10 protein-coding genes are annotated in these 14,195 nt (G+C 59.9%); 4 read left to right on the top strand and 6 right to left on the bottom strand.

Annotated features, from left to right (window positions below):
* The first annotated feature begins 138 nt into the window (after nt 1-138).
* Nucleotides 139-1,083 (top strand): mandelate racemase/muconate lactonizing enzyme family protein, encoded by a 945-nt coding sequence (locus FJ398_18665; GenBank protein ID MBM3839950.1) that lies wholly within the window; start codon nt 139-141, stop codon nt 1,081-1,083.
* A gap of 253 nt (nt 1,084-1,336) precedes the next feature.
* Here FJ398_18665 and FJ398_18660 read toward each other — a convergent pair whose 3' ends face one another.
* Entirely contained in the window at nt 1,337-1,942 is a 606-nt protein-coding gene (locus FJ398_18660) for a hypothetical protein (GenBank protein MBM3839949.1), read from the bottom strand.
* Nucleotides 1,943-1,992: 50 nt separating this feature from the next.
* On the opposite strand from FJ398_18660, the gene FJ398_18655 reads away from it, so the two are divergent.
* Entirely contained in the window at nt 1,993-2,433 is a 441-nt protein-coding gene (locus tag FJ398_18655) for a hypothetical protein (GenBank protein MBM3839948.1), read from the top strand.
* Between the two features lie 109 nt (nt 2,434-2,542).
* Here the strand turns inward: FJ398_18655 and FJ398_18650 are convergent, their stop codons facing one another.
* The 5 genes from FJ398_18650 to FJ398_18630 all read right to left on the bottom strand — a co-directional run bounded on the left by FJ398_18650 (nt 2,543) and on the right by FJ398_18630 (nt 9,634).
* Nucleotides 2,543-3,736, bottom strand: a complete 1,194-nt coding sequence (locus FJ398_18650; protein ID MBM3839947.1) for a Gfo/Idh/MocA family oxidoreductase — start codon at nt 3,734-3,736, stop codon at nt 2,543-2,545.
* Between the two features lie 51 nt (nt 3,737-3,787).
* A complete protein-coding gene (locus FJ398_18645; protein MBM3839946.1) occupies nt 3,788-5,092 on the bottom strand; it encodes a mandelate racemase/muconate lactonizing enzyme family protein in 1,305 nt (434 codons plus the stop codon).
* Between the two features lie 24 nt (nt 5,093-5,116).
* Nucleotides 5,117-5,980 (bottom strand): hypothetical protein, encoded by an 864-nt coding sequence (locus FJ398_18640; GenBank protein ID MBM3839945.1) that lies wholly within the window; start codon nt 5,978-5,980, stop codon nt 5,117-5,119.
* A 164-nt stretch (nt 5,981-6,144) separates the two neighbouring features.
* Nucleotides 6,145-7,389 (bottom strand): mandelate racemase/muconate lactonizing enzyme family protein, encoded by a 1,245-nt coding sequence (locus FJ398_18635; protein MBM3839944.1) that lies wholly within the window; start codon nt 7,387-7,389, stop codon nt 6,145-6,147.
* Between the two features lie 277 nt (nt 7,390-7,666).
* Nucleotides 7,667-9,634 (bottom strand): glycosyl hydrolase family protein, encoded by a 1,968-nt coding sequence (locus tag FJ398_18630; GenBank protein MBM3839943.1) that lies wholly within the window; start codon nt 9,632-9,634, stop codon nt 7,667-7,669.
* A 641-nt stretch (nt 9,635-10,275) separates the two neighbouring features.
* On the opposite strand from FJ398_18630, the gene FJ398_18625 reads away from it, so the two are divergent.
* The gene (locus FJ398_18625; GenBank protein MBM3839942.1) at nt 10,276-12,570 is read left to right on the top strand and encodes a hypothetical protein; all 2,295 of its coding nucleotides are present in this window, start codon (nt 10,276-10,278) and stop codon (nt 12,568-12,570) included.
* Nucleotides 12,571-12,718: 148 nt separating this feature from the next.
* On the top strand, nt 12,719-13,987 hold the full coding sequence (locus FJ398_18620; protein MBM3839941.1) for a cation:proton antiporter: 1,269 nt from the start codon (nt 12,719-12,721) through the stop codon (nt 13,985-13,987).
* The last annotated feature ends 208 nt before the right edge of the window (nt 13,988-14,195 follow it).

The raw sequence follows: 14,195 nt of genomic DNA, 5'->3' as shown, positions 1-14,195 counted from the left end.
TTTTGCCTGGGGCTGCGTTGCTCCTCGGTCACAGCCCCACTGGCGGGGGATGCTCGCTCGTCGCGCCTTGCCCCAGGCCAAATTGGGCGCAACGAACGTGAGCGTATTTACGAAACGGACCACTAAGCGTGGGGCGCTATGAAAATTACCGAAGTTGAAAGTATTCTGCTTGATGAGTTCCCCAATCTGGTTTTTGTCCGCGTCCATACGGACGATGGGGTCGTCGGTCTCGGAGAAACATTTTTCACCGCCGAGGCCGTTGCGAGTTGGATTCACTCCATGGCCGCGCCGTATTTGCTCGGCAAGAACCCGCTGCGGATCGAGCAGCATTGGCGCGGGCTTCATGGCTTTGTCGGTTTCAGCGGCACGGGCGTGGAAATGCGCGCTCGCTCGGCGATCGACATCGCGCTCTGGGACATCCTGGGCCAGGTGTGCCGGCAGCCGATTCATCAATTGCTCGGCGGGGCCGTGCGCGACCGGGTCCCGATTTACAATACCTGCGCGGACTCCCATTACGTTCGGAAAAACCTCGATCGGTATCTCGAAAAGAACCCCGCGCGCGCCAAGAAGGCGACTGGCAAGACGCGATCCACTTATGAAGACCTTGACGCCTTCACGCACCGGGCCGATGAACTGGCTCAGAGCCTCCTGGCCGAAGGCATCCGCGGGATGAAGATCTGGCCGTTCGATCCCTTTGCCGACAAATCGGGCGGGCATTCCATTTCGGCTCGCGATCTGAGCACGGCGCTGAAGCCGTTTGAAAAAATTCGCGCGGCCGCCGGCGATCAAATCGAGATCATGGTGGAACTGCATTCGTTCTGGGATCTCCCGACTGCGATCAAAATCGCCGAGGCGTTGGAGCCGTTCAAACCGGCGTGGTTCGAGGACCCGATCCGAATGGATGACGTCGGCGCGCTCGCCAAGTTTGCCGCGTCCACGAGAACAAACAGAGGATCAAGTGGCCTTCGATCGTGCTTGAACTGCGGGAGACAATGGGCGTGGTTTCAACCTGGACGCCGCGAACTAATTGTTTGCTCATCCGCAATTCCGGCGCGATCCATTGACCGCCGCCTGGTGCTGTGACGCGGAATTGTCGTTACATCCGTTGCGCCGCATTTGGTCTGGGGCGAGGCGCGACGATGGAGCATAGCCGCCAGCGCTCTGTGACTGAGGAGCAACGAAGCCCCAGGCCAAATGCGGCACAACCCGAAGGGCGGCAGGCGTTTTTCGCGCTGACTTCGTTGCTCGCTCCTTACAGACCGCTGCGGGTATGCTCGTCGCTCGCGCCTCGTCAGCGCGAAAAATTCCTTGCCGCGGATGTGACGATAATTCCGCGTCACAGCACTAAGTCCAGGACAATCATCGAAAAGCCAAAGTCTTGATGCAGCACCCCGCTCCAGGCTTCCGCATCCAGGCCCTTGATCTTCCGGGCATAGACGAAGTCCGTGGTCCAGTCGCCCTCGAAATCGCCGGGGTTCTCCACGGCGGGCCGGGCGCGCAGAACCATGATCGCGCCTTCGTCGCTGCGTTGCCCCTGGCTCGGAGCCGGGTCCACGCCCAGGAAGTACCACACTTCCGGGTCTTTTCCGAGGGGATCATTCGCCCGGCTCAGGATCGGCTCCAATTTCCGTTGCTGCCCCAACGCCTGGCAGGCCTCGATCATCTCCGACGTGTACCAGCCCTTGGATTGCTTTTGCCACAGGCCGAGGCCCTCAGCGCGGAATTTCTCCGGCGTGTTCGACAGCTTCAACGTGCGCAGCCGCTTTTCATCGCGGTATTGTTCCTTGAACGTTTTGCCCGTGTGACAGCGCAGGTTGGAGTAGTTCTTGTAGGAAAAGCCGAAGGTCCAATAGTCCGGGTTGCCGCGCTTGACCTCCCGTTCGTATTCGCGATGCACCCGGAATCCAGGATGATTGCCCAGCTCTGCCGTCGCGGACCGCACGACTTTGTTGCACCAGACCGGGTGATGCTGATGAAGTTGTCCTTGCCGATTTGAAAGGTCTGGAAGATGGCGCCGATGTGACAATCGTAAAGGAGGACAGCGGAGAGATTGCACCAGACCCAATCGACGATAGTTTTGCCGCTGGTAAAGCCGCTGTGATCCTCGACGTCGGGCGTGAGCCAGTAAATGCGCAGCCGCACGGCCTGGAAGGCATCGAGCTTGATTTTGAAAAACACCCAGGCGGCCATGATCGGGTCCCAGAGGAGATCCTCCAGCATGGTCTGGGTGATGCGGAGATGTTTTGGGGGATCGCTGGAAATGAGGATGTTCACGTCAGAGTAGGGCGGGCTTCCAGCCTGCCTCCTTTAGGGGATTCGGCAGCCTGTTCTGAGGCAGGCAAGATGCCTGCCCTACGTTTCCGCCGTCGCTTGCGGAAGAACCGTTTCAAATCCGTCGCCCGATCGAGATTAAGGCCTTCACGCCAGCTTTGAATCCGGCGTCGAGCTTGGCCAGGTGGCTGGGACGAAACTGCGGCTTAAACTCCGGGTCCCAAAGGAACGACTTGGTCGAGTTGATGTAGGTCAGCAGGCTAAATCCGAGCTAAATCCTGAACTGGGGAATCTTCGTCAACTCGCCGTCCTTGAGCGCTGATTGGTGGGCCACGATGCCGGAGACCGTCATGTTCAGGGCGAGCGCAATATCCACGAGCGGCTTGCGATTCTCAAGGATCGCGGTCACGAACTCGTTCATCAGGTAACCGTGCGAGCCGCCGTGGCCACCCGCTTCGACGTTCGGCGGCAGCGGCGGGCGTTTGGTATTCGGCAGCTTCCTTTCCAGGCCCTCGTATTTTCCGTAAAAGGAGCCGCGTTGGCCGCGAATTCGGCCACGTTCGCCGCCATCGCCGGGCGTGTCCCAACTCACCGCCATGCGCGCCGTCCCGCCTTCGCTCGTCCGGAACAGCGCGATTTCAGTGCCGAATGGATTCCGGTAACGATTGTTCGTCGGTTGGAGATGTTTGAGCAGACTCGGCATTCCGGCGCAGGAAACTTCGGTGAAACTGCCTCCGTTGACGCCCAGGCAATAAGCGTTCGAGTGCGTGGGATACCATTGCGGCGGCAAGCCGACGCGCCATTCTTTGAACGACGGAATCGGCTCTTCCATATAATGGTAGTATTCGCCCTCGGAATAGACCAGTTTGCCCAGGCCTCCGGCGTTATAGATCGTCCGCATGGCGTAGAGGTCCGCATGGAAACAGGAGGTCTCGAACATCATGTATTTCAAACCGCTCTTCTGGACCGCCTCGAACAGTTGCTCGGCCTCCTCCAGCGAACCAAAGACCGCCGGCACGGCGCAGGCCACGTGTTTGCCGTGTTTGAGCACCTCCCGGCAATGCCGGGCGTGGCTCGGCGCGTCCGTCGCGACAAACACCGCTTCGATCCGGTCGTCCTTCACCAATTCTTCGAGCGAGGGATAGATTTTCCGGCAACGACACGCCTTCGCCAATCCCGCGCACCGTTCGGGAAGCAAATCGCTGACCGCGACCACCTCGACATTTGGATGATCCTGAAAGCTGAACGCCGCGCCAAATTGGCAAACGCCGTAGCCGACAATGCCAACGCGGATGCGCCGGTCTGAAATCGGCTTCCAATCCTTGGATGCGTTTGGATCCGTGGGCGTCTTCTCGAAACCTTGAATTGGCTTCCGCTGAGCTTGGGCGGGCATTTCCAAGCCGAGCGCCACTGAGCCAAAACCAATCATCTGGAGGAACGAACGTCGAGTCGTGGAATTGAGCATAATCTTGAAATGTTTGTCGCCTTCTACGCCTGGAGGTCGCGATGGTCAATGTCACACAGGCAAATCCGGGTTCGGCCGGTTGTACGGGCCTGGGATGAACGGAAATTTCTTGGCCAGGTCCTCCGCCAGGACGACGCCGAAGCCAGGCTTGTTCGGAACGTTCAGGTATCCATTCTTCACGACCAACGGTTCCTTGAAGACCTCTTCCTTGAAGGGATTGACGGTCTGATTCAGTTCCAGCATCAGCCGATTCGGAATCGCCGCCACCAGCGCGGCATTGGCCATCGTGGTCAACCCGCCGTGCCAATTGTGCGGGCAGCATCGCTTGCCCTGGACGTGCGCCAGGCGAGCGATCTGCCACGCCTCGGTCAATCCGGTGGTGTTCACGTCCGGCTGGACGATGTCGTACGCGTCCCGGTCGATCCACTGTTTGAAATCGAAACGCGACATCATGGTTTCGCCCCCGGATACGGCCACGGTCGGGAGCGCCTGGTTGATCTTGATGTATCCGTCGATCGCCCCATCGCCGCGGCGGTTGATTGGCTCTTCAAGCCACAGGAATTTCAGTTCCTCGAGGACCGGGCAGACTTCCAGGCACTGCTCCAGCGTCCAGCGCATGTTGACTTCCTGGATCAGGTCGAAGTCCGGCCCGACAGCCTTGCGCATCTTCTCGAGGTACGGGATGTACTTCGCTATCGTCATCTGGCTGTTCTTCCATTCCGTTCCGATGCGGAACTTGAAGGCGGTGTAGCCGTTCTCCTTGTGCCGCACGGCTTCGTCGATCAAATCCTCAGGCCGCTGATACCAGGCATACTCGACGCCGCCGCTGGCGTACATCCGAATGCGCGGGGCGGGCGCGGCGTCTGTCGCGAGCAACCGGTACACGGGAATCCCCTTGGCTTTGCCGATGATGTCCCAGAGCGCCGCATCGACCCCGGCCCAGGCCACTTGATACCGAAACGCGGAGTCTCCCCACGCGGGAGTCAGCCGCTCCACGTCGAACGGGTTTTTGCCGATCAGCCGCGGCCGCACGTGCTCCTCAATGAACTGCTTGATGACCTCCGGACCACCATAAGGGCTCGGCTCGCCAATCCCCACGATTCCCTGGTCGGTGAAGACCTCCACCAAAATGGCGTCGGTCTTCCAGACAATGAACGTAGCCGTCTTCCAAACCTTGTCTTTCGGCAGTTCGTAGGACAGCAAGGTCACCTTGACGTCGGTGATCTTGATTCTTTCGCGAGCGATCCTTTCAAGCGGATGGATCCGGGTTCCAAGCACGGATTCTCCTGCAGTGCGGAGCGCGCCGAGCGCCGCCGAAGCGGCGAGAAATGATCTGCGAGACAAGCGTGACCTCATGCCAAATTCAGGGAGAGGGGGCACCTATTTCTTCCGATTCTTGTATTCCTCTTCGAACTTCTTCCTGAGCTCCGGGTTGAGCGGATACACGTCGCGGAAGCGATATTTCTTCAGGCGTGCCATCTCGCGTTCGTAATCCTCGCGCGCCACGAATTCAGTGGTGCGCTCGATCACCTGCTTCGCCAGTTGAGGCGGAAAGAACAGCACGGCTTCCTCGTCCGCCAGCACAACATCGCCCGGCAGAACAGTCACCGTGCCGACGCGAATCGGCACATTCCAGTCCACGCCGATTTGCGTCGCGGGCCTGGGATCAAATCCAATGGCCCACACGGGGAATCCCTCCAGGGCGCGCAATTCGCTGAGATCGCGGGTTGATCCGTAAAGGATGGCGCCTTTCGCGCCCGCCATTTTCGCTCCGAGCGCAGAGATGTCCCCGAAGAAGATGCCGTCCGGAATACCGCCGCCCAAATCGACCACGAGCACGTCGCCTGGCTTGGCTTCCTCAGCGGCGCGGACGTTATAGGCCCGGGGCCAATCGCCTTCCTTGGCCAGCGTCTCCATGGCCTGGTCGAGATCGGGACGGCGCGGCAGGTAACGGATGGTCAGCGCGCGACCGGCCACGCGTGCTTGCGGTTGCGTGGACTTCAGACCGCTGTAATGGCAATTGACGTAGCCTAGTTGCTGCAACACGCCCCAAACCGCTTCGAGCGGAAATTTCTTGAGCTGTTCGAGTTGCTCGTCAGTGACCGGCGTGCGCTGCGGTTTGAGAACTTCCATCGCGGGATGGTACGTCGTGCGGTTAGCGCGGAGCTTCGGGTCCGGATCCACCTGTGCCCAAGCAGTAACGTTCAGAACCGTCAGCAGGATCGCGAATGTAATCGTTTTCATAAGTCTCTTCTTAGCTTAGCTGAGGGCCTGTCTGAAAACTTCCTTCTGGGGGGAACAGGCTACCGGCCTGTTGCGGCGGGCTACCAGCCCGCCGGGCCTTTTGGCGGCAGATTACCGCCAAAAACGGGCTGGTAGCCCGTTCCACCCATTTTTCAGACAGGCTCTTAATTCTCGAACCACCCCGTTCCTTCGATCCGAAACTTCCGCGCCGCTTCCTCATTCATCTCCACGCCAATCCCTGGACGATCAGGCAGGGTGACGAAACCGCGCTCGATGATTTCGCCCTCTTGGACAAAGTCTTTCCACAGCGCGAGCCGCTCGACCCAGTGCCATTCCAGAGCCAGGAAGTTCGGAATCGCCGCGCAAACATGGCACGAAGCCATCGTTCCGATCGGCGACACGACACAGTGCGGCGCGACGGGCACGTAGTAAGTGTGCGCCATGTCCGCAATCTTGCGCGACTCCAGCAATCCGCCGCACTTCTGAATGTCCGGCATGATGATGTCCGCCGCCCGCTTTTCGAGCACTTCCCGGAAACCATGCCGAAGGAAAAGATTCTCGCCGCAGCAAATGGGTGTCTTCGTCGATTCGCGGACGTCGCGCATGGCATCGACATTTTCTGGAGGCACAGGCTCTTCGAGGAACAGCAACCGGAACGGCTCCAGTTCGTGGGCCACGCGCTTGCCGGTCGACAGATCGTATCGGCCATGCATGTCCACCGCGAGATCGATCCGCTTGTTCAGCGTATCGCGAGTGAATGCGACCTTTTGCACCATGTGATCGATCTCGGCATTGCTGGCGGTCCAGTTCACGCGATCCCAGCGCATCGGGTCCATGGCGTCGTCGATATCGATCTTGGCCGCGGTGAAGCCGAGCGCTTCGACCTGCTGGAGTTTTTCCTTGGATCGCGGATCGTTCAGTCGCGGCGTCTGGGTGTCGCAATAGATGCGAATGCGATCCCGCATTTTCCCACCGAGCAACTGATAAACCGGCAGGCCAAGCGCTTTGCCCGCCAAATCCCACAACGCGATTTCGATCCCGGAGAGCGCTGCCACGTACTGACCCGCCTGCGCGCCGGCGAAGATGCCCGAGGTGCGAATCCGCTCGAAAAGCGCATCGACATTGAGCGGGTCCTGGCCAATCAAAAAGCGGCGAAACGAGGCGACCAAAGCCGGCCCGCCCACCGCCGCGTCCGTGGCCTCGCCCTGGCCGATCAAGCCATCGTCCGTGTAAATCCGGACGTGGAGTTGAGCGCCGTGCGCGCGCACCATGGCCGTGCGCACGTCGGTGATCTTCAGCTTGGGGCGGCGGTACGGAGAAGTGGCGCTTTGAACGGCGGCGGAAAGCCCGCTGAGGCCCAGGGCCGCAACGGCGGTTGAACAGAACGATCTGCGGCTGGTAGTGGTCATATTCAACTTATAGAAGCTTATTCCCCAGACGTAAAGCAGGCTGTCGAAGATCGGGTGCGATTAAAACTGTCGGTCAACGAAGTCTTCTCCCTCTCTTCCCAAGGGAGGAGAGGGCTGGGGAGAAGAGGTGCATTGGCTCGCATCTCATGTTTCCAAGAAACCTCTCTCTGGGATCGCACATCTTCAATTCGGTTGCACTGGTGCCACCTTTTACCAAGCTGGCTTGGTCTTCCCTTGACCAACGTCAACGTCCGCCATTTCCAACGAGCCAGTCGGATCACCTTCGAATCCGAAGCCGCGCGATGCCGTAGGACTCGATGGTGTCATCCTCGCCGGAACCGAACGCGACCCGCGCGGGCCAGTAACTGTAGTTCAGCGCCAGGACGTGTCCGTCCGCCTGGACCGTGAAAAAGACGTGTTCGGGGCGCGGAACAGCAATCACTTCGCGGACCCAAGGATGAAGAGAAGCGGTCGTAAGAAGGATGGTTTTCACAAATTCGCCGTAGCGACTCGGCGGATCCACATCGCCGGTGAAACGGTGGAAAGCGCCGCGACCGGCGTCACCCTGGCTCCAGCGTTGAAAGACGTTTGAATCGTCCTCGATCGTCTGCTGGGCGCCCCGAGGGTATGGCGGATAAATAATCGTACCCCCTTGGCGCAGCCAGGCGTCGATCCGGCGCTGGACATCCGACTCGATGTATCGGCCCCAGGCGAATACCAACACTTTGTATCGGTCCAGAAAGCCTTCGCGAATAAGTCGATCATCCAGATAATCGACATCCACGACGCGCCGGATTTCTCGGGCGACCGAATTGAAACCCCACGCGTAGATGTGGCGAAACGCCGCATCACTTAACTGGTTCTCGGTCTCAGGATAGTAAACTGCCACCTCAATGATTGGCTCTTGCGCTGTGTCCAGCATCGGTAAATACCGCAGCCATTTGGCGATGCTGAGTTGGTGATCAAACACATTGTTGTGGTAAGTGAACAGGTGATCGCCTTGGGTGGAAGTCGTATGGAAAATCCGGGCCACGACACCGCGCGCCGTGTGTGAGCTGGCCGGTTCATACCCCAGCTTCACGCGGTAAAGACGAGCGGCCGTCGCTGCCAGGTGCGTGGCGTAGAAATTCTGCTCGTAACTGTCTGTCTCATTCGTGAGCCGCACACCGCCATCCACTTCCACCATGGACTTCGTCTGGGCGCTGTAGTCAGTCCCCGCCTCGCGGAAGCCCCAACCGCCGGCGGATTGGTAAATCGGCGTCCTCGGCATGGCGCGGCGCGCTTCGCGGGCCCACCAATCGCACCAATCGGTCATGGAGTCGGTGTACCAACCGGTGAAATCCAGCCGCTGCCGTTTGGAAAGGATCGTGTTCGGCAGAACGAGTTTGATTTCGTCGAAGCTGCGAATCGCGGCACCCCACGCCTTGTTGAGCATGTCCACTGATTTGTACTTCTCTTGGAGCCAACGCCGGAAATCGGCTTGCCCGTACTCGTCCCCGGCCCACCAGCCGATGTGGATGTGCATCTTCTCGCCTCTGGCAGCCCAGCCGCCGCTGGCCGGATATTGCGATTCGCCGTAATTGCCGCTCGGCCCCAGTCGCACCCCCTCCAGCACGCCCATCGATTCGTAATGTTGGCCAAAGGCTTGCAGGAACCGCGTCACATGGCGTCGTTGGTAGGGACTCCAGATCGTCTGAATCGAGTTCGAGAGACCATGTTCCAGGCAGACGAACCCCGCGTATTCTTTGCTGCCGAGGAACCAATCCGGCAATGCGTAGCCAGAACCAACGATGAGGAGCGGAAACCATTTCAGCTCGCACTCCGCGAGCTTTTGGACGATCGCGTCGTAGAAACTGAAGTCGAAGTCTCCCTCGCGCCGAGGCTCCAACCGCTTCCAGGTCACATAGCTTTCAATGGACGTGAAGCCCAGGACGCGGGCCAGCGGCGCCAGGTCATTCATCGCGTCCAAAGACGCCGGCAAAGCCGTTCTGTCCCCCAACACGTCCACCCCGGCCGTCGTCACGAGTTCCACCCGGTTTTTGAGTGCGACCATGGGTTTGACCTTCTTTGGCACCGACGCTTTGACTTGGGACCAGTTCTCCTCCGACTGGCTCGGCAAAAGCCGGATGCCTCTCAGGTACTGCAATCCCGCAATGTGCAAGATCGGTGTGACGATGATGGGTCTGGACGCAAGGCCCAACCCGGTTGGAGTGGCCGCGCCCACAGTGAGTTTACCTATGGCCATCTCACCCTCGCCGCCCCGACCGTCACGACCCTTCCCAAGCTTGCGGTAGCCAGAAGCGGGGCAGAAATCACCATTAGTTGGGATGGTGGCGGGACGTTGGAGTCGGCCAGCAGTGTCACCGGACCTTGGGCTGCGGTGGCCGGCGCCTCCACCGGCTACAAGGTTCAATCGACAGCTACGAGTGCTTTCTTCCGCGTCCGACGCTGAGAGCCTGTCTGAAAATGTAGGGCAGGCTTCCAGCCTGCCGGTTCGGGCGGCATCCTGCCGCCCGGACGACGGGGCAAGGATGCCCCGTGAACCGGCAGACAAGATGTCTGCCCTACATCCTCAGACAGGCTCTGAGCCTTTAGTCTTGTAACGCTGCAAAGCTGTAATGACTTTGATTACGGCTTTGCCGCGGTGTGGTGGTGAATGCCGGTTCTCAGGATTGATCCGTATCAAGTTTTTCCGGGGCGAGGCTGGCTAAGATTTGAGTTCCATGAACTTTCCACCCTGGCTGCCGCTCATGACGTTCGCGTTGGGCTTGAACATACCACTCCAAGCCGAAGCCCCCTCACCCGCTCGCTCGGCACTTTTGCAGCAGGCGCTCACCGGGCCAATGAAGGACATTCAGGAAATCATTTTCTGCACGCGCCTGAAGTATGATGACCCGCATTGGTTACGCCAACATCGGCTACTACTGCGACGACGAAACCAAGAAGGCCTACACCGGCAATGGCCAGCCTGACGTTGGCCGGCTTTACAAATGGAACCCGCGCACCGGTAGGGCGACCGTCTTGCTCGACGCCGAGGGCGGTTCGATCCGCGATCCGCAAGTGCATTACGACGGGCAGAAGATCCTGTTCGCCTACCGCAAAGCGGGCACGGAGTTTTACCACCTCTACGAGATTCAGACGGATGGCCAGGGCTTGAAACAAATCACGTCGGGAGAGTTCGATGATTACGAACCGGCCTACTTGCCGGATGGCGGCATTGCGTTCGTCTCGACCCGCTGCAAACGCTGGGTCAACTGCTGGATGACCCAGGTGGGCGTGATCTATCGCGGCGACGCAGACGGCGGCAACATCCGGTTAATTTCCGCCAACACCGAGCACGACAACACACCCTGGATGTTGCCGGACGGACGCATCCTTTACACGCGCTGGGAATATGTGGACCGCAGCCAGGTGGAGTTCCATCACCTTTGGACCATGAACCCGGACGGCACCGGGGCCGCCGTCTATTACGGCAACCAGCAGCCTCACATCGTGATGATCGACGCCAAGCCGATTCCCGGCACAGACCAAGTACTCGCCTCGTTTTCGCCAGGCCACGGTGTCAATGAGCACGCGGGAATTGCGACGATTGTCTCCTCGGTCAAAGGCCCGGATGATGCGTCCGTTCCGCGACGACTTCACCAGGGCAAACTCATCAAAGACCCGTATCCAGTGGCGGAGAATTGTGTCCTGGCGGCGCGAGACAACGAGATCGTTCTTCTCGACGGCCGTGGCAAAGTGGAACCGATTTACCGACACACCGGCGAAGGCCTGGTGCATGAACCGCGTCCGATCATGCCCCGGCCGCGGGAAAGAGTCATCCCGCCCCGGACGAATCCCGCCGAAACCACGGGCCGGATGGTGCTGAGCGATGTCTATAACGGACGCAATCTCGAGGGAGTCAAACGCGGTGACATCAAGAAGCTGCTCGTGCTGGAATCATTGCCCAAGCAGGTGAACTTCAGCGGCAGGCCGGACCTCGTTTCGTGGCTGGGCACCTTCACGCTGGAACGAGTGCTGGGCACAGTGCCTGTGGAAGCCGACGGCTCAGCGTACTTCGAAGTCCCCGCCAACCGGCAGCTCTTTTTCGTGGCGCTGGACGAAAAGGATCTTTCCGTCAAACGCATGCAGAGTTTCACGGACGTGATGCCTGGAGAGGTTATCGGCTGCGTGGGCTGCCACGAACACCGCGCGAAAACACCGGAGAATCGTGGTGGTTCCCAGAGCCAGGCCGTCCGTCGCGCGCCCAGCCGGATCGAGCCGTTCACAGGCTTTCCAGACGTCATGGACTTTCCGCGCGACATCCAACCGATCCTCGACCGGCATTGCGTGCGTTGCCACACCCACGAAAAGCGCGAGGGCCGCGTAATCCTCGCTGGCGATCTGGGCCCAACCTGGTCGCACAGCTTCTTCAGCTTGTTTGCGCATCGGCAAGTCGCGGATGGCCGCAACAAGCTGGGCAATCAGCCGCCACGCTCCCTGGGAAGCGCCTCCAGCGCACTCCTGAAGAAGGTCGCTGGCAACCACTATGAAGTGAAGACCACGTGGAACGAATGGCGCACGCTGTGGCTATGGATTGAGAGTGGAGCGCCTTACGCCGGCACTTACGCGGCACTGCGGAACGAACGGACTCAAGCCCACGCCGGCGCGGGCGTCCGGCGAGTGTTCCAGAAGCAAGCCGGCGTCCTCAGCCGCCGCTGTTACTCATGCCATCAGGCGCAAGATTCCCCGAACGCGGCTCCTGCTTTTCCGTTCAACTACGAAACGCGACGCAAGAGCAAGGGCGGGCTGCAACGCCCCGCCGCAGTCTATGAGCGAATCATTCTGGAAAACGATCCCATCGCCCGGTTCAGCACGGACATCCTGCTGAACTTCACGCGGCCGCGTTGGTCGCCATTGCTTTTAGGGCCGCTGGCCAAGTCGGCCGGTGGCTACGGCAGTTGCGGGGACGTCTTTCGCGACACGAACGATCCGGACTATCAGTCGCTGTTATCCGCGATTGAGAAGGGAAAGAAGGATCTCGACGTGGAGCCACGCTTCGCGACGCCCGATTTCAAGCCAAACGCGCAATACATTCGGGAGATGACGCGCTACGGAATTCTCCCCCTATCCTTCGAGTCAACCCGGGACCCCATCAACGTTTACGCAATCGACCAGGCTTACTGGCGGTCGCTCTGGTGACACCGGTGGAAGCTTGAAAAGCGGCGCAGGGCTACCGGACCGAGGAAATCGCACTCGAGGCCTGGCGAAAATTGCTCCAGGGAGGACAATTATTTCGTAGAAAGGCTTTGACAGCCTGCGGGGAGGCCCATTAATACGCATACGTATCATGAGCGGCCCTCAACTCTCCGTCGCGTTCTTCCTCCAGATGTTCGTCATCCTCGGCGTCTGCCGACTGGTCGGCGTCATCGCCCGAAAATTTGGCCAGCCGCAGGTCGTCGGCGAAATGATCGCCGGCGTTCTCCTGGGACCGTCGCTCCTGGGTTTGCTGTTCCCGGAACTCCAGCAACAACTTTTTCCCAAGGAATCGCTCGAGGTGCTTTACGTCGGCGCGCAATTGGGCGTCGGGCTCTACATGTTTCTGGTGGGCGTGGAATTCAAAACGGATCTCTTCCGCAGCCGGATTCACAGCGCGGCGGCGGTTTCGGTGTCCGGAATGCTCGCGCCCTTTGTGCTGGGAGCGGTTCTCGCGCTGTGGTTGATCAAGGTTCCGGGCCTTTTCTCAGCCAAGGCGAAGACCTACGAAGCGGTGCTCTTCCTCGGCGCGGCCATGTCCATCACCGCGTTCCCGATGCTCGCCCGCATCATTTACGAACGCGGGTTGACGGGTACATCGCTTGGCACACTGGCGCTGGCGGCCGGCGCCATCGATGATGCCGCGGCGTGGTGCGTGCTCGCCATTGTGCTCGCCAGTTTCGGAGCCGGCGCTGCCGTCGCCGTGAAAGCGATTGCGGGCGGAGTTGCTTACGGAGTGGTTGTGCTGACGATTGGGCGGAAGCTTCTGATTCGACTGGGGACTGCCGCCGAACGCTCCGGCAAGGTCAGCCCGACGCTGCTGGCGGTGGTGCTGATGTTATTTGCGGCCGCGGCCTGGTTCACCGACGCCATCGGCATCCACGCGGTCTTTGGGGGATTCATTCTCGGCGTCGCCATGCCCCGGGGTCTTTTGGCGCGCGAGCTCCAGTTCCAACTTGCGCCTTTCGCCGTGGTATTTTTGCTGCCGATGTTCTTCACGTTTTCCGGACTCAACACCCGGCTGGACATGGTGAACAACCCCTCCATGCTGCTGATCGCTCTGGCGGTGCTCGCGGCAGCGTGCCTGGGCAAAGGAGGCGCGTGCTGGGCTGCCGCGCGCCTGAACGGCGAAGACAACCGCACGGCGCTGGCCGTGGGCACACTCATGAACGCGCGCGGCCTGATGGAATTGATCATTATCAACATCGGCCTGCAAAAGGGCGTCATCGAACCGGGTTTGTTCTCCATCATGGTGCTCATGGCGATTGTGACCACGCTGATGGCGTCGCCGGTTTTCGAATGGGTTTACGGACGGCACGCGCGCAAGACGGGGCAGTTGGGGACGGCGCCTGTGGATTCTTAGTGGTCATGGACATAAATACGATGACGTTCGCGGCAAGGGATTTTGCGGCCAGACGAGGCGCGAGCGACGAGCATACCCGTTATGGGTCTGTAAGGAGCGAGCCACGAAGTCTGGCTGCAAAAGACCTGCCGCCCTTCGGGTTGCGCCGAATTTGGCCTGTGGCTTCGTTGCGCCTCGGTCACAGAACCTTGCCGGCTATGCTCCCTCG

The sequence above is a fragment of the Verrucomicrobiota bacterium genome (genome assembly GCA_016871535.1).
Lineage (GTDB): Bacteria > Verrucomicrobiota > Verrucomicrobiia > Limisphaerales > SIBE01 > VHCZ01.
The sequence above is the reverse complement of the archived record's forward strand: the minus strand, read 5'-3'. Positions and strand labels throughout refer to the sequence as shown.